We start from the raw sequence: 20823 nt of genomic DNA on the forward strand, positions 1-20823 counted from the left end.
AATACAAAAGCACTTTATTCAAGTGCTTTTTTTATTTCTGATATTCTGTTGATAATCGGAAGAGCAAAAATTCCGCTCGATTGAAGATACAGTTCGTAAAAAGTTTTTGCTTTGTCGAGAAAATCATTATTAGCCTCTGTTTTTCCTTTAAAATAAAAAAGGTTTCCCAGCATTTCATAATAATCTTTATGGTCTCTTTCCTGTCTTTCGTTCACGATTTCAATTAATTGTTCTTTTGTTTTCGAAGAAACTTCTGTGAAGCTCATCTTAAAAATATCTCTCATTAAAGAATCGAAATCCAGGTCTTTCTGCATTAAACTTTCTTCCGGCTTATCCAGAATCAGCTTTTCCAATGCCTGGCTTAGCTGGCGGATTAATCTTAATGTAAATTCTTTATCTGTAATCATAATAAGTTTAAAGTTTAGGTTCTATTTAAAATGGTGATTGAGGCTCTCGAAATCACCAATCATATTTATAATTAATCTGTTATTGTATACACCATTGGTGGCTGAGGTGCTCGAAGCCACCATTATATTATGCAAAAAATAAATATGCTAAAGCAATGGAAGTGATAATTCCCACCAGATCGGCCAGAAGCATGGCAATTACCGTATATCTTGTGTTTTTAACGGCAACTGCTCCAAAATAAACGGCAATTACGTAAAACGTAGTATCTGAACTTCCCTGAAGCACTGCAGCCAATTTCCCCTGGAAGCTGTCGGCTCCGAAAGTGGACATCGTATCCACCATCATTCCTCTTGCACCTGAACCAGATAAAGGTTTTATTAAAGCTGTCGGAAGCCCGTCAACAAATCTCGCATCAAGATTTGCATGGTAGGCTACCCATTTCATTCCGTCAATAATGACATCAAAAACGCCGGAAGTTCTCAATAAAGAAATCGCGATCAGCATTCCGACCAGATAAGGGATAATTTTTACACAGGTCGTAAAACCTTCTTTTGCTCCTTCAATAAAGGCATCAAAAACATTAATTTTTTTATATACTGCTCCCAAAACAATCGCAAGGAAAATAAAGAGAATTAACCCGTTGCTCAATACTTTACTGAAATCATCGAGCTGATCCTTACTAAGCTGTACAAGATACAAAACCAATAACGCTATAATCGCAGAAATTCCTCCAAGATAGGCAATGACTACAGGTCGTAACAGATTGATTTTTTGATAGAGAGATACTACAATCATGGCAGCAAGCGTTGCAGCAAATGTAGCAATCATACACGGAAGGAATATATCCGTCGGTGTTTTTGAACCCATAGAAGCTCGTATTGCAATGATTGAAACCGGAATCAGCGTCATTCCACCGGCGTGGAGACACAAAAACATAATCTGGGAATTGCTCGCGGTGTCTTTATTGGGATTTAAGCTTTGTAAGCTTTCCATGGCTTTTAAACCGAAAGGTGTTGCCGCGTTATCAAGGCCCAGAAGATTAGCACTGAAATTCATCAGCATATGTCCGAAAGCCGGATGGTTTTTGGGAATTTCAGGGAAAAGCCTTGAGAAAAAAGGCTGTATCAGACGACTCAGGAGATTGATTCCGCCTGCCTTTTCAGCAATGCTCATAAATCCCATAAACAAGGTCATGATCCCAATCAGTCCAAGGCAGATCTTTACGGCCGTTTCAGAAGTTCCGATCACTCCGTCTGCTTCCTGAATGCGGTAGACTTTTACGTCCTGCTGCAAAGAATCTGTCTTATAATGAATCCTGCTGTCTGCGAAATCCGGTTTTTTAGTAAGACTGTCTCTTACAATTGGGGAAAGCGTGTTCATTTTCTGGGTGGCAATCTGCACCGTATCTCCGCCTTTGCCCACTACCATATCATTAAATATGGTTTTGTAATGGCTTGACGAAATGTATTTTATGCTGGCAATGGCAATGGCCACAATGATAAAAGCCGACCAAATTCTGCTGAGAACCATTTGATTAAATTAATATGGGTTAAACTTATCAAAAAAACTTCAGATGACAAAGGCAAGCTGCGTTTTTAAGTCATTGTGAGACACGAAGTATTGAAGCAAATGTATAAAAGATATTCAGGCAATTTATTTGAAGCTATTTCCAGCTATCTGCTCATACTCCTCGCGCCACCGCTTTTGCCCCGGCTTGCTGTGGGGTAACCGCGTCTATCTGGGCTAAAAAAAAAGGCAATCTTGAATTCCTTGGCGCGAATGGCAATTTTATAATCCAGCTTCTTTTTGTAACCACCCCGTCTAAATTTTCCCTGAAAATTTAGCCACCCCTCCAAGGGAAGGGAATTCCCAACGTTTAGAGATCAATAGGAGCGGGCTTTAGCCCGCGTCATGATTATAAAATCAGATTGGCTTTAGCCAAAGCTTAAAAATCACAATGAGTCATTGTAAAATGTAGAAACTTATTTTTCATCCAAATAAACCAAAAAACCTTCAAAATAATCATTCATGTTCTTCAGGACTTTGGCTTCTTTCATTTTCTTTTCGAGGCCGTCTATGAAAAAGCTTTTTTCAAAAAACTGGCGGTGAATCCCTGGAAGCAGCTCCATGAAATAATCCATTCCGAATTTATTGTTATGAAGATCCATTTTGGTTTCCAGCGGTTTATTGGGAAACAGTTCTTCATGAAGATCGGTCATCCGTTTACAGAATGCAAGGGCTTTTTCGGGTGAAGAAATCTTACAGCAGTACATCATGATGAGACAGCACCAGAATGCATGTCTGAAGGCATTTCCGATACCGTTGGTAGATGCCGTATCAGGAAATTTTTTCTGTGCAATAGAGTAAGCCTGTAACGTAGCATGGAAGCTTAATAAAGAAAAAAGAGGGTGAGAAAGAGCTAGTGATAAAAGACGCATGATCTTTTTTAGGCTCATGCTCCGGATCGTATTGAAAAATATGCTGAACGTTCTCATCAATAAAAAATCTCTCTCCTGTTCAGAGAGAGATTGCTGTATTTTTATTAAAATTAAGCTTTTACAGTTAACAGATTTATGGTTTTAGAAACGGTATCTTTAATTTCCGTTCTTTTCACGATAAAATCAACAAATCCTTTTTCCTGAAGGAATTCTGACGTCTGGAAACCTTCCGGAAGATCTCTTCCGATGGTTTCACGGATGACTCTTGGTCCTGCAAACCCGATCAGTGCACCTGGCTCAGCCATGATGATATCAGCTGTCATTGCGAAAGACGCAGTGATTCCTCCAAAAGTAGGGTCACAAAGGTAAGCGATGTATAAAAGACCAGCTTCCGAAAGCTGGGCCAGCTTCGCCTGAACTTTTGCCAGCTGCATCAGAGAGTAAGTTGCTTCCTGCATTCTTGCACCTCCCGATTGGCAGATGATCATATACGGAAGTTTTTTCTGAATACAATAGTCTATCGCTCTTCTGATTTTTTCGCCCATTACGGAGCCTAAAGAACCTCCGATGAAAGCGAAATCCATACAGGAAACTACCATTTCGGTTCCTTTTACGGTTCCTACTGCGTTTCTGATAGAATCGGTAAGTTTTGTCTTAGCTTTTACCTCTTTCAGACGGTCTGCATATGGTTTTGTATCTTTAAAATTAAGAATATCGATACTTTCAACATTAGCGTCCAGTTCTGTGAATTTACCTTCATCGAAAAGGATTTCAAAGAATTCTGCACTTCCTATTCTTACGTGAAAGCCATCTTCAGGAGAAACATAATTGTTTCTTCTCAGTTCGTCGTGTTCTACAATCTTTCCTGACGGTGTCTGATGCCAAAGACCTTTAGGAACGTCTTTTTTCTGATCAGTTGAGGTCGTAATATTTTGTGCTTTTCTCTTAAACCACTCGAATGCCATATTCTAAATATAATTGATGTGTGATAAATGATAAAAGATGAACAACGGATTATCATTCATCTTTTATCAATTATAAATAATTTATTTAAGCGTATTAACGTTATTTAAATCTTCAAATGCCTGAACAAGTCTCTTCGAGAATGTTTCTTCTCCTTTTCTTACCCAAACTCTCGGGTCATAGAATTTCTTGTTAGGTTTTTCTTCTCCTTCAGGATTACCGATTTGAGCTCTAAGGTAGTCGATATTGTTAATCATATAATCTCTGATACCTTCTGTATAAGCAAACTGCAGATCCGTGTCGATGTTCATTTTAATTACTCCATAATCAATTGCCTCTCTGATTTCTTCCAAAGTAGATCCTGAACCTCCGTGGAATACGAAATTTACCGGCTTAGCAGCAGTTCCGAATTTCTCCTGAACATATTTCTGAGAATTATCCAGGATTTTAGGCGTAAGAACAACATTTCCAGGCTTGTAAACCCCGTGTACGTTTCCGAAAGCGGCAGCAATCGTAAAGTTTTCGGAGATCGCTTTCAGCTTTTCATATGTATAAGCTACATCTTCAGGCTGGGTATATAATTTTGAATTGTCAACATCAGAATTGTCAACACCATCTTCTTCACCTCCGGTAACACCGATTTCCACTTCAAGCGTCATCTGCATTTTCGCCATTCTTTCGAAATATTGCGCAGAAGTTTCAAGGTTTTCTTCTAAAGATTCTTCAGAAAGATCCAGCATGTGAGAAGAATAAAGGGATTTTCCGGTCTGCTTGTAGAATTCTTCGTTGGCATCCATTAATCCGTCGATCCAAGGCAATAATTTTTTTGCGCAGTGGTCGGTATGAAGGATTACAGTTGCTCCGTAAGCTTCTGCAAGGGTATGAATATGTTTTGCTCCGGCAATTGCTCCCAGGATGGCAGCTTTCTGACCGTCATTGCTTAATCCTTTTCCTGCATTGTAAGCAGCCCCTCCATTAGAGAACTGAATAATGACAGGTGAGTTTAGTTTTGCTGCAGTTTCCATAACCGCGTTTACGTTGCTTGAACCAATTACGTTTACTGCTGGTAATGCAAATTTGTTTTCTTTAGCATGCTGAAAAATATCAGTAACTAATTGACCTGTGGCAACTCCTGCCGGGAAAATTCTGCTCATGTTTTACTTTTTAATATAAATTATTAGGGTTTGTAAAATTCCTGTAAAGGTAATCATTTTTGCTTAATTCTTAATTTCTTTTGTCTCTGCCCCAAAGCAGCTTCTGACGGATGGTTTCGTAAAAGCTGAGATTATTCGGCTGTACAAGAAGGATCTGGAAATCGGCTTTTTTTATGATGATTTCCTTGTCTGTCTCGATGTGTATCAGCCTGGAGTCCAGCGACAGAGAAAACTGTGGCACCCGGCTTTCTACTTTGAATTTTATTTCTACCTTATCATTTACTACAAGTGGCCTTACATTGAGATTGTGAGGAGCAATAGGCGTAATGACAAAGTTTTCGTTATTCGGGGAAATGATCGGTCCGCCACTGCTTAATGAATAAGCCGTAGAACCGGTAGGCGTGGAGACTATAACGCCGTCACCCCAAAAAACATTGAGAAACTCATTATTAATATAAGAATCTACCGTAATCATGGAGGTGGTCTCTTTCCTGGAAATCGTCACGTCGTTAAGAGCATACGGGAAAAAGTCTTCTATTTCCGGTGACACTACCTGGATCACTGATCGGCGGCTGGTCTTTACATCGCCTTTTAAGATAGAATCCAGCGCGTTGAAGGCTTCTTCTTTGGTAAAGCTGGCCAGAAAACCGAGCCTGCCTGTATTTACCCCAACAATCGGAATTTCAAGATCTTCAATAAACGTTAAAGAATTAACAATGGTTCCATCTCCTCCGAAAGTGAAGAAAAGATCTACTTCTTTATCCAGCAGATCCGGTTTACAGTTGAAGGTTTCGAAAATTTTTGAAAACTGAAGTGCTTCAGCCATTTCATCATACAAAACCGATTTTACGCCTCTGTTTTCAAGCTCGGAAATGAATTTGCTTAAATATAAAAAGGTATCTAAATCTTTTTTCTGGGAATATATGGCTGCCTTCATTGTTTTTTATATTTCTATAAATTTTTGGAAAAACCCGAACCTGTCCTGAAACAAGTCCGACTTTTCATCAGAATAATATTTTTGTACAATACGATAATCGTACCGGTCGAATGTTTCATCAATGGAGCTCAGGTTTTCGTTGCTGATTTTGATCGTTACCTGAATCGTATCTTCTGACATGTGGCTGATAAAGGCTCCGTAAAACTTGGAGTTGTTGCTTTCCACAATATTGGCGATCTCGGTCATTGAATATTTTCTTGCCGACGTCTCCACCGTGAGAATGGCTCCTGATTCCGAAAACAGAGGATATTTCGACAGATCCTGAAAGATGTCTTCACAGCTTATGTAACCAAGGTATTTCTCATTCTTGTTAATGACAGGAATGATGTTGGCATTAAAGGTGTAAAAAAGCCTGATGCTGTCCATGATATTGTTGTCTTCAAGAATGGCGAAGCGCTCGATCTGGTGTTCGAGGTCCTTCAAAGTACCTTCTTCTTCATAAAGAAAATCTTCTGCAAGGGCACCGTAAAACTGATTGGATTTTTTGATAAAAATGTGAGAATATCCAAACGCTTCCAGCGTATCTCTTGCTGATTCTATAGAGTCAGAAAGGCTAAAACACGGATAGTCTTTTGAGATATATTCCTTGATAAACATTGTGCTAATTTATAAAAAATTAAACGAAACTTTTTTCGAATGTCAAACTTTTTTTCCGTAGAGAATAAAAAAATGAATGTAAAATTTGTTTGTGACAAAAAAATAGGTATCTTTGTCGCCTTTCATTTTTACTTTTTATTAGATTTATTTCAAACTGCACTGTCTATTAGGCATATGCAGTTTTTTTATTTCAGGGCTTTTGCAAATTCCCACATCACAATTCCGCCACATACACTTACGTTCAGGGAATGTTTGGTCCCCAATTGCGGAATTTCAATAAAAGAATCAATATAAGGCAATGCTTCATCACTGATTCCTTCCACTTCATTTCCTAAGATCACGGCATATTTCTTAGATTGATCAATGGTAAAGTCCGTAATCATTCTACTGTTTGTAGTCTGCTCAATGCCGATTACTTCAAATCCATCGGATTTTAACTCATTAATAACGGTAATAATATCATTTTCATATTTCCAGTCAACACTTTCTGTTGCTCCCAGTGCAGCTTTGTGAATTTCACGGTGCGGCGGCTGGGGAGTGATCCCGCAAAGAATAATCTTCTGGATCAGAAAAGCGTCTGCGGTTCTGAAGGTGGCGCCTACATTATGCATGCTTCTGATGTTGTCCAGAACAACAATTAACGGAATTTTTTCAACCGTCTTAAAAGTTTCTACATCGATTCTGTTGAGTTCTTCCAGTTTTAATTTCTGTACCAATTGTATAGTTTTATTAATGGTTTATAAATATGTACGATTTCCTAATCATTTCAGATTTAATCATTTTCCAGAACACATGATCTGGTCAACACTCCGTTCGATATTCTGGGCAATCGTCTCCATCGGAATATCATTTTCGTCATTATTGAACGGGTCTTCAATTTCTTCGGCGATCATCTCCAGACTCATTAAAACATAATAGACAAAAACCGTAAGCGGAATCATGAAAAGACCGATAGAGATTACATATGCCACGGGCAAAGCTAATACATATAAAATGATAAATTTTTTAACGAAAGAAGAGTAAGAGTAGGGAATCGGTGTATTTTTAATCCGTTCACAGCCGCCGCATACATCCAGAAACCCGGACAGCTGTGTGTCGAGATACAGCATTTCCACATCAGTTATTTTGCCTTCTTTTTTAAGCTGATGAAGCTTGTGCGTCAGCAGGATCACGATTTCACTGGGACCGTGATGTTTGATATATTCTTCAATTTCGGAATAATCTTCGTCTAAAGCCAGTCTTGTAGATTCTTTCGAAAGATGCTTAGCCAGGAAATGCGGAAAAAACTTCAGGTATCTGGCGATCTGATCGGCATTTTTTCTGTCATCGCCAAGAATGGTGTTGATTTTAATGGCAAAATTCCTTGAATCATTCACAAGCTTGCCCCAGAGTTTCCTTCCTTCCCACCATCGGTCATATGCTGTATTTGTTCTGAAAACCAATAATAAAGAAAGCACAAAACCCAAAAGAGAATGAATCATGCTCACATTGCTGATGGGAGATTTGGAAGAAAGGTGAAGGTATTCTACCTCAAGATATTGAATTCCCCAGGAATAGAGTCCTATCAGGATCATGGTCGGAAAAAGAATTTTCAGCGTATCGCTTTTATGAAGACTGAATAGGATTTTCAGGAAATGTTTGGTATTGTAAACTCTCATAAGATTGGTTGACCGTACAAATATAAAATTTCACTTTTACTTTTGTTTTACGGAAAACCATAAATTTTATCTTATGATTCATTTTTTCTTTGTAAAAACAAATTACTATGGGATATTATCGAAAAGGACATTTCAGAAGAGACGGAAAATGGGTAAGCGGACACTATGTAAGCACCTTTGGAAGAAAAAGAAGAAAAAACGGCTCGCCTCAGGGATGCGCCATTTTGTTTCTCGGAGGAATAATTTCCTTTTTAATTTGGTTACTGAAATAAAATTGATGAAATGATGTCTGATATCGGTTAAAATTTTTACGGAATTTAAAAAAGCAGTACTTTTAATTTCGAAATTAAAAACACCACCAAATGATCCTCGGAAACGTAGACGTTGTCACTGATATCAGCAAAGAAGAATTTCAGAATAATTATTTTAAAAAGCATAAACCTATTCTGATTAAAAATTTCGCAAGCCGATGGGAAGCTTTCGACAAATGGAATTTTGATTTTATCCGCGAAAAAGCTGGTGAGCAGGATGTTCCGCTTTATGATAATAAACCGGCAGATGCATCCAAAAGTTCCGATGCTCCCGTTACCCACATGAAAATGAAGGATTATATTGATACGATCAGAACGAAACCTTCTGATCTGCGTATTTTCTTTTACATTATTACCGACCGTCTTCCTGAGCTGCTTAAAAATTTCACCTATCCTGATTTGGGGATGAAGTTTTTCAAAAGGCTTCCTACCTTGTTTTTCGGAGGCAGCGAAGCACATGTGCTGATGCATTATGATGTGGATCTCGGCGATTTTCTGCATATTCATTTTGAGGGAAGAAAAAGAATTCTGCTGTTTGATCAGAAGCAGTCTCCTTATTTATATAAGGTGCCTTTATCGGTTCATACGATTTATGAGGTCGATTATGAGAATCCTGATTATGATAATTTTCCGGCGTTGAAACATGCAAGGGGTTACGAGATTTTTATGGAGCATGGCGATGCGCTTTTTATTCCCGGTGGATTCTGGCATTTCAACAGGTATCTGGAGCCAGGATTTTCCATGTCGCTTCGTGCGTTGCCCAATAAGCCGGCCGTCTTTGCTAATATGCTGTATCATGTATTTATTATGCGGTATACAGACAAGCTTATGAGAAAACTTTTTAAAGCGAAATGGGTAAATTACAAGCAGAAATGGGCATATAAAAAAAGTTCTAAGGCTTTGGCCAGGCATAACGTTTAATTTTTTCCGCGGATTTTCACAGAAGCTTTAATTAAAATTTTTTAGAAATGATGAAATTAATTTATCTAAGTTTATTCTTTACATTTTCAGTTTCTTTTTTTTACTGCCAAAATCGTTATAGTCCGATGAAAATGAATAAGGAACTTATGACACTCACAAAATCAAAGCTTATTTTACAAAGTGAAATTGGTTATTTTATTTCTGAAGGGAAATGCAAATACTTAATAAAAGAAAGAAATTATGTTGCCCCTGTTGGCTTAACTGCGAAGCGGGATTTAAAAAATGCAGCAAAAGGAATTGACGAGTGGGTAGAATTAGATAAAGGAAATGCATATGTACTTACAAATTATAAATGGATTATAATTGATAATTTAGGCTCATCACAATTACATGTAGATTTTGATACTTTATATTGTAGTGAATAAGTCAAATAAATGATATTTCTCTAATATAAAATAGGCTAATTATCTGTGAAACCTGTGATATTTGTGGGAAAAATATAAAGCTCTTTACTCCTTCTATTTTATTTCCTATTTTTACCGACCAATTTTAAGACAGAATTTTAATGGCAAAGGCAGCGAAGAAAGAAACTCCGTTAATGACACAGTATAATACCATCAAGGCAAAATACCCTGATGCGCTTTTACTATTCAGAGTGGGAGATTTTTATGAAACGTTTGGCCAGGATGCCATTAAAACATCTCAGATTTTAGGAATTGTTCTCACCAAAAGAGCCAATGGGGAAGGACATATCGAACTGGCAGGATTTCCGCATCATTCAGTAGATTCTTATTTGCCAAAACTGGTAAGAGCGGGGATGAGAGTCGCCATCTGCGATCAGCTGGAAGACCCGAAAATGGTCAAAGGAATTGTAAAAAGAGGGGTTACGGAACTGGTTACTCCGGGGGTTACCTTCAACGATCAGGTTCTCAATTCAAAGAAAAATAACTTTCTGCTTTCGCTTCATAAAGAAAAAGAAAAATTCGGGATTGCGCTGGTGGATATTTCCACAGGGGAATTTCTCGTAAGTGAAGGAAATCTTGAAAAGTTGCTTCATATTGTTCATACATTCGATCCGAGTGAAATTATTTATCAGAGAAGTGTTCAGATTCCGGAACAGCTCAAAAACAGAAGTGCTTTTAAGCTGGAAGACTGGGCTTATCAATATAATTTTGCCTATGAAAAACTTACGAATCACTTTAAAACCAATTCGTTAAAAGGATTCGGGATTGAAAACCAGCAGCTGGCTATTACTGCGGCAGGAGCTATTTTTGCTTATCTGGTTGAAGATACACATCACAATTTATTGTCCCACATTACCAAAATTCAGATTATTCCCCAGGAAGATTTTCTGATGATGGATAATTTCACACTGAGAAATCTCGAAATTGTTTATCCAAGCAATGCGCAGGGAAAATCTTTACTTGATATTATCGACAGAACCTCTACACCGATGGGTGGAAGGCTCTTGAGAAGGAGGATTATTTTACCGTTGAAATCTGTTAACGAAATCAACAGAAGGCTTTCTTTAATTGACTTTTTAAATGAAAATGATCATCTTAAATATGAAATTTCCCAGCTGTTGAAATCCATATCGGATCTGGACCGACTGATGGGAAAGCTGGCGGCGGAAAAGATCTGCCCGAAAGAATTGGGATATCTTCGTCAAAGCCTTATTAATATTCACAAAATCAAAGGGTTGCTGCATCCTCATGCCGATGTACTGGCGTGGCTTGATCCTCTGTATGATCAGGAAGAATTAATCAAATGCCTTCAGAACCACCTGAACGATGAATTACCGGTGAATCTTGCCAAAGGAAATGTGATTAAAGAAGGAATTTCAGAAGAACTGGACCGATTAAGAGGACTGCAGTCGAAAGGTCGCGGCTTCCTTGATGAAATGTGCCAGCGGGAAATTGAAAGAACCGGAATTTCCAGTCTTAAGATTGATTTTAATAACGTTTTCGGGTATTATATTGAAGTAAGAAATACCCATAAAGATAAAGTTCCGGCAGACTGGCTCAGAAAGCAGACGTTAGTCAATGCCGAGCGGTACATCACCGAAGAGCTGAAAGAATACGAAAGCCAGATTCTGGGTGCAGAAGAAAAAATAGGCATCCTTGAAAATGAGTTGTACAGGAAAGTTTGTGGAGATACCATGATTTATATGGATCAGATTCAGGAAAATTCACATATTATTGCGCAGCTTGATGTGGCGGTTGGATTGTCGGAACTTGCTGTTTCTGAAAGTTATACAAGGCCTGTTTTAAACAAAAGTTTCGCAATCGATTTAAAAGAAGCGCGTCATCCGATCATTGAAAACGCACTTCCTTTAGGCGAAAAATATATTCCGAATGATATTTATCTGGATAAAGATTCCCAACAGATTATCATGGTTACCGGACCGAATATGGCCGGTAAATCGGCTATTCTTCGTCAGACCGCGATTGTCTGCCTGATGGCGCAGATCGGAAGCTTTGTTCCTGCTAAACATGCAGAGATCGGAATTCTGGATAAAATCTTTACCAGAGTCGGGGCAACGGATAATATTTCGGCAGGGGAATCAACCTTTATGGTAGAGATGAATGAGGCGGCTAATATTTTGAATAATATTTCAGAACGCAGCCTTATTCTTTTAGATGAAATCGGGCGCGGAACTTCCACTTATGACGGTGTTTCCATTGCCTGGGCCATTGCAGAATATCTCCATCAGCATCCTACCCAAGCCAAAACGTTATTTGCCACCCATTATCATGAATTAAACGAAATGACGGTAAATTTTGAGCGTGTGAAAAATTTCCATGTTTCGATTCAGGAAAATAAAGGCAATATCATTTTTTTAAGAAAACTGATTCCGGGCGGAAGCGAGCACAGCTTCGGGATCCATGTGGCCAAACTGGCGGGAATGCCTGCAAAAGTAGTCAACAGGGCCAATGAAATCCTGAAAACACTGGAAGCCAGCCGTACACAGGGAAGCTCATCAGAAAGCATTAAACGGGTAACGGAAGAAAATATGCAGCTTTCCTTTTTCCAGCTGGATGATCCCGTTCTGGAAAATATCCGTGAGGAACTTACGAAAATTGACATTAATACTTTGACGCCTATTGAAGCGTTAATGAAGCTGAATTCTATTAAAAAAATGATTGGTGGGTAGACTAACCTATTTTTTACTGAAAGTAATGGTTAAAGGCAAACGAAATTTGTAGCGGACTTTTTCGCCGTTCAGTTCAGCGGGAATCCACTTATCTTTAATTTTTGAAACGGCTTTTTCTGCTTCCCTGTTAAAACTTTCATTGCTTCCGGAAGCTTTCACGTCTACCATAGAGCCCTCCTTATCAACAATAAAAAGTATTTCGCAAGATTCTTTTTCGGCATTGCTGATAATTTTTCGCATCCTGAAATTTTCACTCACTCTATTTTTGAATGCAGTTACTCCGAGTGGGAAAACTGCCGGTTTTTCAGCGTCGATTTTTGTTCTGCCGTTTTTTTCAACCATCAGGAGCTCATTAAGCTGAGTTGTTTGGACCTGCTGTTCCTGAGCAAAAGTGAGAAAGCTCAAAAATAATCCTAAAAGTGTTATTATATTAGTCATTAATCGGCAAATATAAATATTAAACTTTATTTAAGATTTTTTCAGGGTTAAAGGAAAAGTGTAAAGATAACGCACCGGTTCACTGTTCACTGTTGCGGGTTTCCATTTTACAAATAATCTTCTCACGGCTGTTTCTGCGGCATCCGAATGTTTTTTGTCGCTTCCTGTTGCGGTTACGAAACGTACATATCCGTTTTTTTCAACAATGAAATACACTCTTGTATCAATGCTTTTGGATTTTACATTGATAATATCCATCTTTTCTGCAAACTGTCTTTTGAAATTTTCCATACCTCCGGGGAATTCGGGTGGGGTATCTGCTTTGGTTACGACATCATCAAGCTTCATTTTCTTTTTTAAAATTTCATAATCCGGAAGTTGTGAAACGGAAGTGTACTCTGTCTGTGAAAATAAAAAAGTGCTGAAAAACAGCGTTAAAGCTAATAAGATCTTCTTCATGTTCTGTAATATTTGATAAATCAGGACAGCAAAAATAACACCGAAGACGGTGTATGGCGGAATAAGAAATATTAATTTTGAATGAATTTTTTTCGGTTCGGCGCCGAAGGCGCCGAACCGAAAAAAGCAACCACAATAAGGACGTTCAACAAATAAAAAAAGAGCGAAAACTCTTAAATCCTGAAAAATTCAATATAATTGCAGCAAATAATCATCCGGATGATCAAATTAAAATTTAACCTCACTTATTTTCTGGTCAGCATATTCATTTTCATCACTGAAGTGTTGATTGCCACAGTATTCAGCAATATATTCTTCGTTAGGGCTTATCTTGGAGATGTTATAGTGGTAATGCTGCTCTTTACGCTTGTTAAATCTTTCCTGATCATTAAAAACAATCACATCCTTATTCTGGTAATTTTCCTGTTTTCCTGTCTGGTGGAGTGGGGTCAATATTTCCACATCGCCGAAAAAATGGGGTTAAAGCCGGGAAGCATCATGTATATTATCGTTGGAAATTCTTTTTCGTGGATTGATATCTTGTGCTACGCGGCGGGATGCCTGTTGCTGTTTCTTTTAATTCCCAAAAAATAAGTAGAATTATCTTCCGAAACTGTCGTACTTATCCTCTGCATACTTAATGAAACGGCTCAGTAACGCTACATTTTCTTTTTCCAGTGGAGAAAGATCGTTGTCTACATTATCTGACACAGGAATATACCAGTCGGTCTGTTCAAAAAAATTGCGGTAGGTTGCTTTTTTAAATGAATAACCATGCCGCGCAAACACGGAATTTTTAATGATTTCCATATCCAGCTTACGAAGGTTTTTAAGATCTTTTTCTGTTAATTTCTGTTTGGAAGCGTTGATCCTGAATACGGCATCAGAAGCAATCCTGTTTTTTGAAGCAGTATAGGTTTCTGTTTTGCCTGTTTCTTCATCGGTATATTTTTCGACAAAATTTTTTGGATTTTCCCAGTCGATGAGGTCGTTATCCGGGCTCAGCATAAAATTAGGATTGTAAACAAACTCTTTTTTTACCAGCTTTAATGTTTTCAAGGGTGCTTTTACTGCGGTTTTATTAAATGCATTCCAGGTTCCCGTAAGGCTGTCGTTGCTGAGCTTCACTTCGAATCTTCCGTCGGTCTTGTCATTTCCGGGTTCATCAAGGATGAAAGATTTTGCAGCGTCATTAAAAACTCCGCGGAAAGAGCGCTGGTTTCCGTCTACAATGCTTTGTCCGTATACACTATCTTTTGTGATTCTGTTGATTTTCAGGGCTATTCTTTTGTAAACATCACCTTCGTAATCTTCCCCGATTTCAGGTGTAATGATCTCTTTTCCTGCAAAATCTCCCATGTAAATTCCATAGTATTCTTTATGGATTTCAGGTATAATGACAGAGTCTTTTTTTGCGGTTAAGCTGTCTTTGGCAGTATTCGTAGTTTCTGCTTCCTTTTTACAGCCTGTTAAACTTATCAGAAGGGAAGCGGTCAAAAATAATTTTAAAATTTTCATATACAATTGTTGTTGATGGTGAGTTAATACAATTAGATATATTTTTTAGCAATTAAATATTCAATAAATAAAAGGTTCGGAATCCAGCCCAGCCACGCAATGATCTGATATACATCCATCGGGTTCGGGTGAAATAAATATACAATAATTACTTTCCACATTCTCAACGTCACTGCAGAAAGTGAGAGGGCAAAGCTCCGCCACATCCATTGCTGATGTTGTTTAAATTTTTTCTGCCGGGCTAATTGATACGCCTTAAAAGTTGAAATCCACCATAAAAAACCCAACAGTACAAACGAAATTTTAGAGTAGATTCCTCCATTGGCAAATATTCCCATATAAATTCCTGATGGTGCTGCAAAAACCAGAATTAGGAAAATGTATGCTTTTCCGATATTTTTATGGAAGTTTTTTATTCCGAAATCTTTTCTGAGAATTGCTAAAAACCCGCTAAGCAATACAAAAATACTGGTATACACATGGGTATAGAAGAAATATAAATATTCCGGTCTTTCGGAAACTTCCGTTTGTTTGATCATCAGAAAACTAACATCGGCTTTCACCGGAATATATTCCAGTGTGATTTTCAGCATCAGCCAAAAGAAATATCCGAATCCTGGTATCAATAGGATCTTTAAAAAATTAGGAATATTTTTTTTGAGTGAAAGCATTTATATTCTAAGTTAATCAAGATTCATTGTAATAGGTAATTTAAATTTGAATTTTACCGGTTTTCCATCAATTTTAGCCGGAATCCATTTTGTTTTTGACATATGCTTTGCTACACGTTCCATCTCTTTATTGAAAGAGTTATTGTCTCCTATGATTTTTATGTCTGTAACCTCACCGTCTTCGGAAATTATTAAATGAGCTTCTGATTTTATAGTGCCTTTACCCTTTACCTTATCCCAATTAATCATTTTAGCAAAGTTCATTTTAAAAATATTAATTCCGCCAGGATATATCGGGAACTCTTTAGTTTTTTCCGAATTGTCAAATTGTTCAATTCCATTTATCTGGTTAGATAGCGTATTCTGTTGTGAGAAAAATTTTATAGAACTGGTTAATAAAATAAATAAAATAAATTTTTTCATAAGACATGTTTTATAGATTGTTAAAATTATTTAAGTCCTGCGCAATCAGCCACGCTTCGCTCCAGCATGCCTGAAAATTAAAACCTCCGGTTACGGCATCAATATTCAGAACTTCTCCTGCGATATAAAAATTAGGTAAAATTTTAGAAGACATATTTTTAAAGTTAATTTCCTTTAAATCAACGCCACCAGCAGTTACAAACTCATCTTTAAAGGTTGATTTTCCGGTAACCTGAAATTTCTTTTTGCAGAGATTTTCAATAATTCTGTCCATTTCTTTTTTTGAAATGTTGGCTGCCTGTTTATTAAGATCAATGTTTGATACTTCCAGGACTCGTTGCCAGAAACGATTCGTTATCTCAAAAATTTTCGACTGTCCGATTGTTTTTTTTGGATTTGACTGTCTAAAATTCTGAAAAAGCTGTTCTGCTTCGTCTAAAGATTTAGAAACAAAGTTCACTTCAATTTCAAAATTGTACTTCATTTTCGCAATATTCACAGCCTCCCAGGCAGAAATTTTGAGAATTGCCGGTCCTGAAAGCCCCCAATGCGTGATCAGCAAAGGCCCGCTTTCTTCCGTTTTTAATTTCGGGATGGAGGTTTCTGCCATTTCAAAGCTTGTTCCCGCCAAATCCTTCAGCAAATCATCTTTAATATTAAAAGTAAATAGTGAAGGAACTAAGTCCACAATTTTGTGTCCTAAATTTTGAATTATCTTTAAAGACTTTGGAGAGCTTCCCGTGGTATAAATAATATAATCAGCCTCAAAATCTCCCAGACTGGTTTTTACCACATATTTTTCATCCTGTCTTTCAATTTCTTTAACGGAGCATTTGGTCTTTACTTCAATATTTTTGTTTTGAATTTCGTCTAACATTGCATTAATAATCGTCTGTGAAGAATTGCTTTCCGGGAAAACACGGTTGTCTCCTTCAATCTTTAACGAAACTTTTCGGTTTTCAAACCATTCCATTGTATCTCCCGGCTGAAAACGGGTGAAGACACTCAGTAATTCCTTATTGCCACGCGGATAAAACTGAACCAGCTCTCTGGGATCGAAACAGGCATGCGTGACATTGCAGCGGCCTCCTCCGGAAATTTTCACTTTCTGAAGAACATCCGAATTCTGTTCAAGAATGGTAACTTTATATTGGGTGGCGTCCAGGTTGGCAGCACAGAAAAATCCTGCAGCGCCGCCCCCGATAATGATGATTTGTTTCATATTCCTTGTAATCCTATGCTCAGGATTATTTTTGCAAAACTACAATTTTTATAAACCATCTTATTTGAGTAATTTTGAAGAATGTAATTTTTTCATTTTTAAAAGTGAAAATTATTAACCGCAAAAGCCGTCAGAATGAAAATCAATCTTTAATAAAATGGCACGGTTAATTAAATTAAAGTTCATCTTATAAACAAAGTTTAAATGATATTCTACCACAAATTCGAAGTACGCTGGAGCGATCTTGACGCCAATAAACATTTAGCCAATTCATCATATGTACAGTACTGTGCACAGGCTAGAATGGCATTTATGACCAAAGAAAAAATGGGTGTCACCCAATTGAGCAGATGGGGAATCGGGCCGGTGATCCTTCACGAACGGTATTCTTTTTTCAAAGAAATCTACGCCGATCAGACCGTAATTGTAAGCGTGGAAATCGACGGATGTTCAGAAGATTCTTCCATCTACAGATTTCTTCATAAGTTTTATACACCGGACGGCGTACATTGTGCCACTTCTGAAGCTACCGGAGTCTGGATCGATATGATGCTCAGAAAGATGACCACTCCACCGGATGATGTTGTGGAAGCCATGAACAAATATAAAACTCCGGATACGGTTGTGCTCTCGAAAGAGGATTTCAAAAAATTCCCTTTCCATCCGCATAATATTGATCCGGCTGAATTTACGGTTTAATGTTTTGAGTGTAAAGTTTAATATTACTCATTACTAATTATTCATTACTTATATTTAAAATATGTTTGAAGATAAATCACAGGAATTGACGCCCATCTCCAAATTAGGAGAATTCGGTCTTATAAAGCACTTGACGGAGCAATTTTCTTTGTCAAACAGCTCTTCCGAGCTTGGAGTGGGAGATGACGCCGCAGTCATTAATCCAGAAAACAAAAAAGTAGTTCTTACGACAGATGTGTTAGCTGAAGGTGTGCATTTCAATTTAGGGTATGTTCCGCTTAAACATTTGGGTTATAAAGCGGTGGTTGTAAACCTGAGCGATATTGCAGCAATGAACGCCAAGCCTACTCAGATTCTCGTTTCGCTTGCTGTTTCCAACCGTTTTCCGGTAGAAGCGCTGGAAGAAGTTTATGCTGGAATTCACGCAGCTTGCGCAAGATATAAAGTTGACTTAATTGGCGGAGATACAACGAGTTCCAATGCCGGTCTTGTCATGAGCATCACCGCAGTCGGAATAGAAAATGAAGAAAATCTTGTGAAAAGAAGCGGTGCAAAGCCGAATGATCTCTTGGTTGTGACGGGTGATCTTGGGGGAGCTTATGCGGGCCTCCAGATCCTGGAAAGAGAACATGCCGTTTTCCTCGCCGATCCCAATATGCAGCCTGAAATGGAAGGCTATGATTATATTCTGGAAAGACAGCTGAAACCGGAAGCGAGAACTGATGTAAAAGGCATTCTGGAACAGCTGGATATTAAACCGACCTCTATGATTGACGTTTCGGACGGCCTGGCTTCAGAGATTCTTCATCTTTCGGATCAATCCGGAGTGGGATTCAGGTTATATGAAGAAAAGATTCCGATGGACAGCCTTACCATTTCCACAGCAGACGAGTTTAATTTAAATCCTGTGGTAACGGCTTTAAGCGGAGGGGAGGATTATGAATTGTTATTCACCATTTCACCGAATGATTTTGATAAGATTAAAAATCATCCGGACTTTACCATCATTGGTCATGCCGTTGAAAAAGAAGACGGGAATTTTATGATGGCAAGAGGTTCAAACCAGTTAATTGCATTAACGGCGCAGGGTTGGGATGCTTTTTTAGGAAATCAGCAAAACGATTAAATTTTATTTAATTTTGAATATTGTAAACCACTGCTTTTGTAGTGGTTTTAATTTTAATTCATGAAAGAAGAAATTACTAATATGAATGTTCAATGTTATTGTTGCGGATATTATACGCTTGAAGAAAGAGGGCATTATGAAATCTGTCCTGTTTGCTTTTGGGAAGATGGTGGTGGATTTGAGTTAGATGAGATAAGTGGACCCAATGACATGACTCTAAGACAAGGTAGGCTGAACTTTTTGGAATTTGGAGCCTGTGAAAAGAGATTTTTAGAATATATTGTAAAAGATCCTGAAACTAGATTTGGTAAAGGAAATTTATAATACTTAAAAAAAACTTTGTCAAAGTTCTGAACTTTGACAAAGTTGATTCTGGTTAAAATATTCTTATATTTTACGCTTTCACAATATTCAGGATTACTTCAATTGCCTTTTGCATGCTTTCCAAAGCCACATATTCATACGGTCCGTGGAAATTAATTCCTCCCGCAAAAATATTAGGACAAGGAAGTCCCATATAAGACAGCTGTGCGCCGTCTGTCCCTCCTCGGATGGCTTTAATTTTCGGTTCAATTCCCGCTTCTTTCATGGCGGCAGCTGCACGGTCGATGATGTACATTTTACCTTCAAACTGCTGCTTCATGTTTCTGTATTGCTCTTTAATCTCAATTTCGGCAGTACCTTCGCCGTGCTTCTGATTAAATTCAGCAACTTTTTCTTCTATGAATTTCTTTCTTGCCTCAAATTTATCAGCATCATGATCACGGATGATGTACTGTAATTTAGCTTCAGAAACATCAGCATTCAGATCCATTAAATGATAAAAGCCGTCAAAACCTTTTGTGGTTGCAGGCGTTTCGTTCGCCGGAAGCATTTGTGCGAATTCGGAAGCCAGTAAAGCAGCATTTACCATTTTACCGTAAGCATAACCTGGGTGTACACTCAGCCCGTGAATCTTTACTACCGCTCCGGCAGCATTGAAGTTTTCATATTCCAGTTCGCCAACTTCTCCGCCATCCATTGTATAAGCGAATTCTGCCCCGAATTTCGCCACATCAAATTTATGCGCTCCTCTTCCTATTTCTTCATCAGGCGTAAATCCTACCGCAATTCTTCCATGCTTGATTTCAGGATGTGCGATCAGATATTCTGCAGCGGTTACGATTTCCGCACATCCGGCTTTGTCATCTGCTCCCAATAATGTATTTCCGTCTGTCGTAATCAACGTCTGGCCGATGTATTTTTTTAAGCTTTCAAATTTTGAAGGGGATAAAGTAAATCCGGTTGTCTGATTTAAAACAAGATCACTTCCGTCATAGTTTTCCCAAACCTGAGGATTTACATTTTCTCCGCTGAAATCCGGCGATGTATCATAATGTGAAATAAATCCGATCGTCGGGAGATCATTATTTTCCAGATTTGAAGGAACATATCCCATGATATACCCGTTTTCATCAATTGATACCTCTTCGAGACCGATCGTTTTCAGCTCTTCCGCGATATAATTGGCGATATCCCACTGTCTTTCTGTAGAAGGAGTGGTTTCGCTTTCAGCATCACTGGTTGAATATATTTTTACATAAGTAAGAAAACGGTTCAGTAATTTTTCTTTCCATAGCGGGTTGAATTCTATTGCGCTCATTATTAGTATAAATTTGTGGGCAAA

Annotated in this window: 24 protein-coding genes; 8 read left to right on the forward strand and 16 right to left on the reverse strand. The window is 38.0% G+C overall.

Going from position 1 to position 20823, the window contains the following annotated elements:
* Positions 1 to 14: 14 nt before the first annotated feature.
* The 9 genes from ACYT6F_RS05885 to ACYT6F_RS05925 form a co-directional block, all read right to left on the reverse strand.
* Positions 15 to 407 (reverse strand): hypothetical protein, encoded by a 393-nt coding sequence (locus ACYT6F_RS05885; RefSeq protein WP_472600311.1) that lies wholly within the window; start codon positions 405 to 407, stop codon positions 15 to 17.
* A 127-nt stretch (positions 408 to 534) separates the two neighbouring features.
* Positions 535 to 1938 (reverse strand): nucleoside recognition domain-containing protein, encoded by a 1404-nt coding sequence (locus ACYT6F_RS05890; RefSeq protein ID WP_472600312.1) that lies wholly within the window; start codon positions 1936 to 1938, stop codon positions 535 to 537.
* A 452-nt stretch (positions 1939 to 2390) separates the two neighbouring features.
* Positions 2391 to 2903: a DUF6973 domain-containing protein gene (locus ACYT6F_RS05895; RefSeq protein ID WP_472600313.1), complete on the reverse strand. Its 513-nt coding sequence runs from the start codon at positions 2901 to 2903 to the stop codon at positions 2391 to 2393.
* 53 nt (positions 2904 to 2956) lie between these two features.
* The gene (accD, locus tag ACYT6F_RS05900; protein WP_169231710.1) at positions 2957 to 3811 is read right to left on the reverse strand and encodes an acetyl-CoA carboxylase, carboxyltransferase subunit beta; all 855 of its coding nucleotides are present in this window, start codon (positions 3809 to 3811) and stop codon (positions 2957 to 2959) included.
* An 81-nt stretch (positions 3812 to 3892) separates the two neighbouring features.
* A complete protein-coding gene (gene fbaA, locus ACYT6F_RS05905; RefSeq protein ID WP_169231711.1) occupies positions 3893 to 4963 on the reverse strand; it encodes a class II fructose-bisphosphate aldolase in 1071 nt (356 codons plus the stop codon).
* A gap of 70 nt (positions 4964 to 5033) precedes the next feature.
* Entirely contained in the window at positions 5034 to 5900 is an 867-nt protein-coding gene (locus ACYT6F_RS05910; RefSeq protein ID WP_472600314.1) for an NAD kinase, read from the reverse strand.
* A gap of 6 nt (positions 5901 to 5906) precedes the next feature.
* Positions 5907 to 6557, reverse strand: coding sequence for a CBS domain-containing protein (locus ACYT6F_RS05915; protein WP_169231713.1), 651 nt, complete (start codon positions 6555 to 6557; stop codon positions 5907 to 5909).
* Between the two features lie 185 nt (positions 6558 to 6742).
* The gene (locus ACYT6F_RS05920) at positions 6743 to 7273 is read right to left on the reverse strand and encodes an RNA methyltransferase (protein ID WP_472600315.1); all 531 of its coding nucleotides are present in this window, start codon (positions 7271 to 7273) and stop codon (positions 6743 to 6745) included.
* A gap of 60 nt (positions 7274 to 7333) precedes the next feature.
* Positions 7334 to 8215 (reverse strand): bestrophin family protein, encoded by an 882-nt coding sequence (locus ACYT6F_RS05925; RefSeq protein WP_472600316.1) that lies wholly within the window; start codon positions 8213 to 8215, stop codon positions 7334 to 7336.
* 107 nt (positions 8216 to 8322) lie between these two features.
* On the opposite strand from ACYT6F_RS05925, the gene ACYT6F_RS05930 reads away from it, so the two are divergent.
* From ACYT6F_RS05930 to mutS, 4 genes are all read left to right on the forward strand, one after another.
* Positions 8323 to 8487 (forward strand): hypothetical protein, encoded by a 165-nt coding sequence (locus ACYT6F_RS05930; protein ID WP_472600317.1) that lies wholly within the window; start codon positions 8323 to 8325, stop codon positions 8485 to 8487.
* 90 nt (positions 8488 to 8577) lie between these two features.
* A complete protein-coding gene (locus ACYT6F_RS05935; RefSeq protein ID WP_472600318.1) occupies positions 8578 to 9447 on the forward strand; it encodes a cupin-like domain-containing protein in 870 nt (289 codons plus the stop codon).
* A gap of 47 nt (positions 9448 to 9494) precedes the next feature.
* A complete protein-coding gene (locus tag ACYT6F_RS05940) occupies positions 9495 to 9872 on the forward strand; it encodes a hypothetical protein (RefSeq protein ID WP_472600319.1) in 378 nt (125 codons plus the stop codon).
* Between the two features lie 140 nt (positions 9873 to 10012).
* Positions 10013 to 12601 carry a DNA mismatch repair protein MutS gene (mutS, locus tag ACYT6F_RS05945; RefSeq protein WP_472600320.1) on the forward strand — a complete coding sequence of 863 codons (2589 nt, stop codon included), beginning with the start codon at positions 10013 to 10015 and terminating at the stop codon, positions 12599 to 12601.
* Between the two features lie 6 nt (positions 12602 to 12607).
* On the opposite strand, the gene ACYT6F_RS05950 is transcribed toward mutS, so the two are convergent.
* Positions 12608 to 13039: an energy transducer TonB gene (locus ACYT6F_RS05950; RefSeq protein ID WP_472600321.1), complete on the reverse strand. Its 432-nt coding sequence runs from the start codon at positions 13037 to 13039 to the stop codon at positions 12608 to 12610.
* 30 nt (positions 13040 to 13069) lie between these two features.
* Positions 13070 to 13498 (reverse strand): energy transducer TonB, encoded by a 429-nt coding sequence (locus ACYT6F_RS05955; protein ID WP_472600322.1) that lies wholly within the window; start codon positions 13496 to 13498, stop codon positions 13070 to 13072.
* Between the two features lie 219 nt (positions 13499 to 13717).
* Between ACYT6F_RS05955 and ACYT6F_RS05960 the strand changes: the two genes are divergently transcribed.
* A complete protein-coding gene (locus ACYT6F_RS05960) occupies positions 13718 to 14092 on the forward strand; it encodes a ribosomal maturation YjgA family protein (RefSeq protein WP_472600323.1) in 375 nt (124 codons plus the stop codon).
* A gap of 6 nt (positions 14093 to 14098) precedes the next feature.
* Here the strand turns inward: ACYT6F_RS05960 and ACYT6F_RS05965 are convergent, their stop codons facing one another.
* The 4 genes from ACYT6F_RS05965 to ACYT6F_RS05980 are packed head-to-tail and all read right to left on the reverse strand — an operon-like array spanning position 14099 to position 17332.
* Entirely contained in the window at positions 14099 to 15016 is a 918-nt protein-coding gene (locus ACYT6F_RS05965; RefSeq protein WP_472600324.1) for a YARHG domain-containing protein, read from the reverse strand.
* Positions 15017 to 15048: 32 nt separating this feature from the next.
* Complete coding sequence (locus tag ACYT6F_RS05970; protein WP_472600325.1) at positions 15049 to 15687, reverse strand: DUF2306 domain-containing protein; 639 nt, start codon at positions 15685 to 15687, stop codon at positions 15049 to 15051.
* Positions 15688 to 15699: 12 nt separating this feature from the next.
* Positions 15700 to 16110 (reverse strand): energy transducer TonB, encoded by a 411-nt coding sequence (locus ACYT6F_RS05975; RefSeq protein WP_472600326.1) that lies wholly within the window; start codon positions 16108 to 16110, stop codon positions 15700 to 15702.
* A 10-nt stretch (positions 16111 to 16120) separates the two neighbouring features.
* The gene (locus ACYT6F_RS05980; protein WP_472600327.1) at positions 16121 to 17332 is read right to left on the reverse strand and encodes a BaiN/RdsA family NAD(P)/FAD-dependent oxidoreductase; all 1212 of its coding nucleotides are present in this window, start codon (positions 17330 to 17332) and stop codon (positions 16121 to 16123) included.
* Positions 17333 to 17536: 204 nt separating this feature from the next.
* On the opposite strand from ACYT6F_RS05980, the gene ACYT6F_RS05985 reads away from it, so the two are divergent.
* From ACYT6F_RS05985 to ACYT6F_RS05995, 3 genes are all read left to right on the forward strand, one after another.
* Positions 17537 to 18031 (forward strand): acyl-CoA thioesterase, encoded by a 495-nt coding sequence (locus ACYT6F_RS05985; protein ID WP_326321273.1) that lies wholly within the window; start codon positions 17537 to 17539, stop codon positions 18029 to 18031.
* Positions 18032 to 18092: 61 nt separating this feature from the next.
* On the forward strand, positions 18093 to 19157 hold the full coding sequence (thiL, locus tag ACYT6F_RS05990; RefSeq protein WP_472600328.1) for a thiamine-phosphate kinase: 1065 nt from the start codon (positions 18093 to 18095) through the stop codon (positions 19155 to 19157).
* A 60-nt stretch (positions 19158 to 19217) separates the two neighbouring features.
* Positions 19218 to 19481: a CPCC family cysteine-rich protein gene (locus ACYT6F_RS05995; protein ID WP_472600329.1), complete on the forward strand. Its 264-nt coding sequence runs from the start codon at positions 19218 to 19220 to the stop codon at positions 19479 to 19481.
* A 70-nt stretch (positions 19482 to 19551) separates the two neighbouring features.
* Here the strand turns inward: ACYT6F_RS05995 and pepT are convergent, their stop codons facing one another.
* A complete protein-coding gene (gene pepT / locus ACYT6F_RS06000; RefSeq protein WP_472600330.1) occupies positions 19552 to 20799 on the reverse strand; it encodes a peptidase T in 1248 nt (415 codons plus the stop codon).
* Between the last annotated feature and the right edge of the window lie 24 nt (positions 20800 to 20823).

Source organism: Chryseobacterium sp. NG-CE01 (genome assembly GCF_055695505.1).

Bases quoted from the DNA above. Each gene is read 5' to 3' on its own strand.
- ACYT6F_RS05940 (WP_472600319.1), top strand. From the start codon at position 9,495: ATGATGAAATTAATTTATCTAAGTTTATTCTTTACATTTTCAGTTTCT.
- ACYT6F_RS05885 (WP_472600311.1), bottom strand. From the start codon at position 407: ATGATTACAGATAAAGAATTTACATTAAGATTAATCCGCCAGCTAAGC.
- ACYT6F_RS05995 (WP_472600329.1), top strand. From the start codon at position 19,218: ATGAAAGAAGAAATTACTAATATGAATGTTCAATGTTATTGTTGCGGA.
- ACYT6F_RS05895 (WP_472600313.1), bottom strand. From the start codon at position 2,903: ATGAGAACGTTCAGCATATTTTTCAATACGATCCGGAGCATGAGCCTA.
- mutS (WP_472600320.1), top strand. From the start codon at position 10,013: ATGGCAAAGGCAGCGAAGAAAGAAACTCCGTTAATGACACAGTATAAT.
- ACYT6F_RS05910 (WP_472600314.1), bottom strand. From the start codon at position 5,900: ATGAAGGCAGCCATATATTCCCAGAAAAAAGATTTAGATACCTTTTTA.
- ACYT6F_RS05915 (WP_169231713.1), bottom strand. From the start codon at position 6,557: ATGTTTATCAAGGAATATATCTCAAAAGACTATCCGTGTTTTAGCCTT.
- ACYT6F_RS05955 (WP_472600322.1), bottom strand. From the start codon at position 13,498: ATGAAGAAGATCTTATTAGCTTTAACGCTGTTTTTCAGCACTTTTTTA.
- ACYT6F_RS05890 (WP_472600312.1), bottom strand. From the start codon at position 1,938: ATGGTTCTCAGCAGAATTTGGTCGGCTTTTATCATTGTGGCCATTGCC.
- pepT (WP_472600330.1), bottom strand. From the start codon at position 20,799: ATGAGCGCAATAGAATTCAACCCGCTATGGAAAGAAAAATTACTGAAC.
- ACYT6F_RS05975 (WP_472600326.1), bottom strand. From the start codon at position 16,110: ATGAAAAAATTTATTTTATTTATTTTATTAACCAGTTCTATAAAATTT.
- ACYT6F_RS05950 (WP_472600321.1), bottom strand. From the start codon at position 13,039: ATGACTAATATAATAACACTTTTAGGATTATTTTTGAGCTTTCTCACT.
- fbaA (WP_169231711.1), bottom strand. From the start codon at position 4,963: ATGAGCAGAATTTTCCCGGCAGGAGTTGCCACAGGTCAATTAGTTACT.
- ACYT6F_RS05965 (WP_472600324.1), bottom strand. From the start codon at position 15,016: ATGAAAATTTTAAAATTATTTTTGACCGCTTCCCTTCTGATAAGTTTA.
- ACYT6F_RS05925 (WP_472600316.1), bottom strand. From the start codon at position 8,215: ATGAGAGTTTACAATACCAAACATTTCCTGAAAATCCTATTCAGTCTT.
- ACYT6F_RS05935 (WP_472600318.1), top strand. From the start codon at position 8,578: ATGATCCTCGGAAACGTAGACGTTGTCACTGATATCAGCAAAGAAGAA.
- accD (WP_169231710.1), bottom strand. From the start codon at position 3,811: ATGGCATTCGAGTGGTTTAAGAGAAAAGCACAAAATATTACGACCTCA.
- thiL (WP_472600328.1), top strand. From the start codon at position 18,093: ATGTTTGAAGATAAATCACAGGAATTGACGCCCATCTCCAAATTAGGA.
- ACYT6F_RS05930 (WP_472600317.1), top strand. From the start codon at position 8,323: ATGGGATATTATCGAAAAGGACATTTCAGAAGAGACGGAAAATGGGTA.
- ACYT6F_RS05980 (WP_472600327.1), bottom strand. From the start codon at position 17,332: ATGAAACAAATCATCATTATCGGGGGCGGCGCTGCAGGATTTTTCTGT.
- ACYT6F_RS05960 (WP_472600323.1), top strand. From the start codon at position 13,718: ATGATCAAATTAAAATTTAACCTCACTTATTTTCTGGTCAGCATATTC.
- ACYT6F_RS05985 (WP_326321273.1), top strand. From the start codon at position 17,537: ATGATATTCTACCACAAATTCGAAGTACGCTGGAGCGATCTTGACGCC.
- ACYT6F_RS05970 (WP_472600325.1), bottom strand. From the start codon at position 15,687: ATGCTTTCACTCAAAAAAAATATTCCTAATTTTTTAAAGATCCTATTG.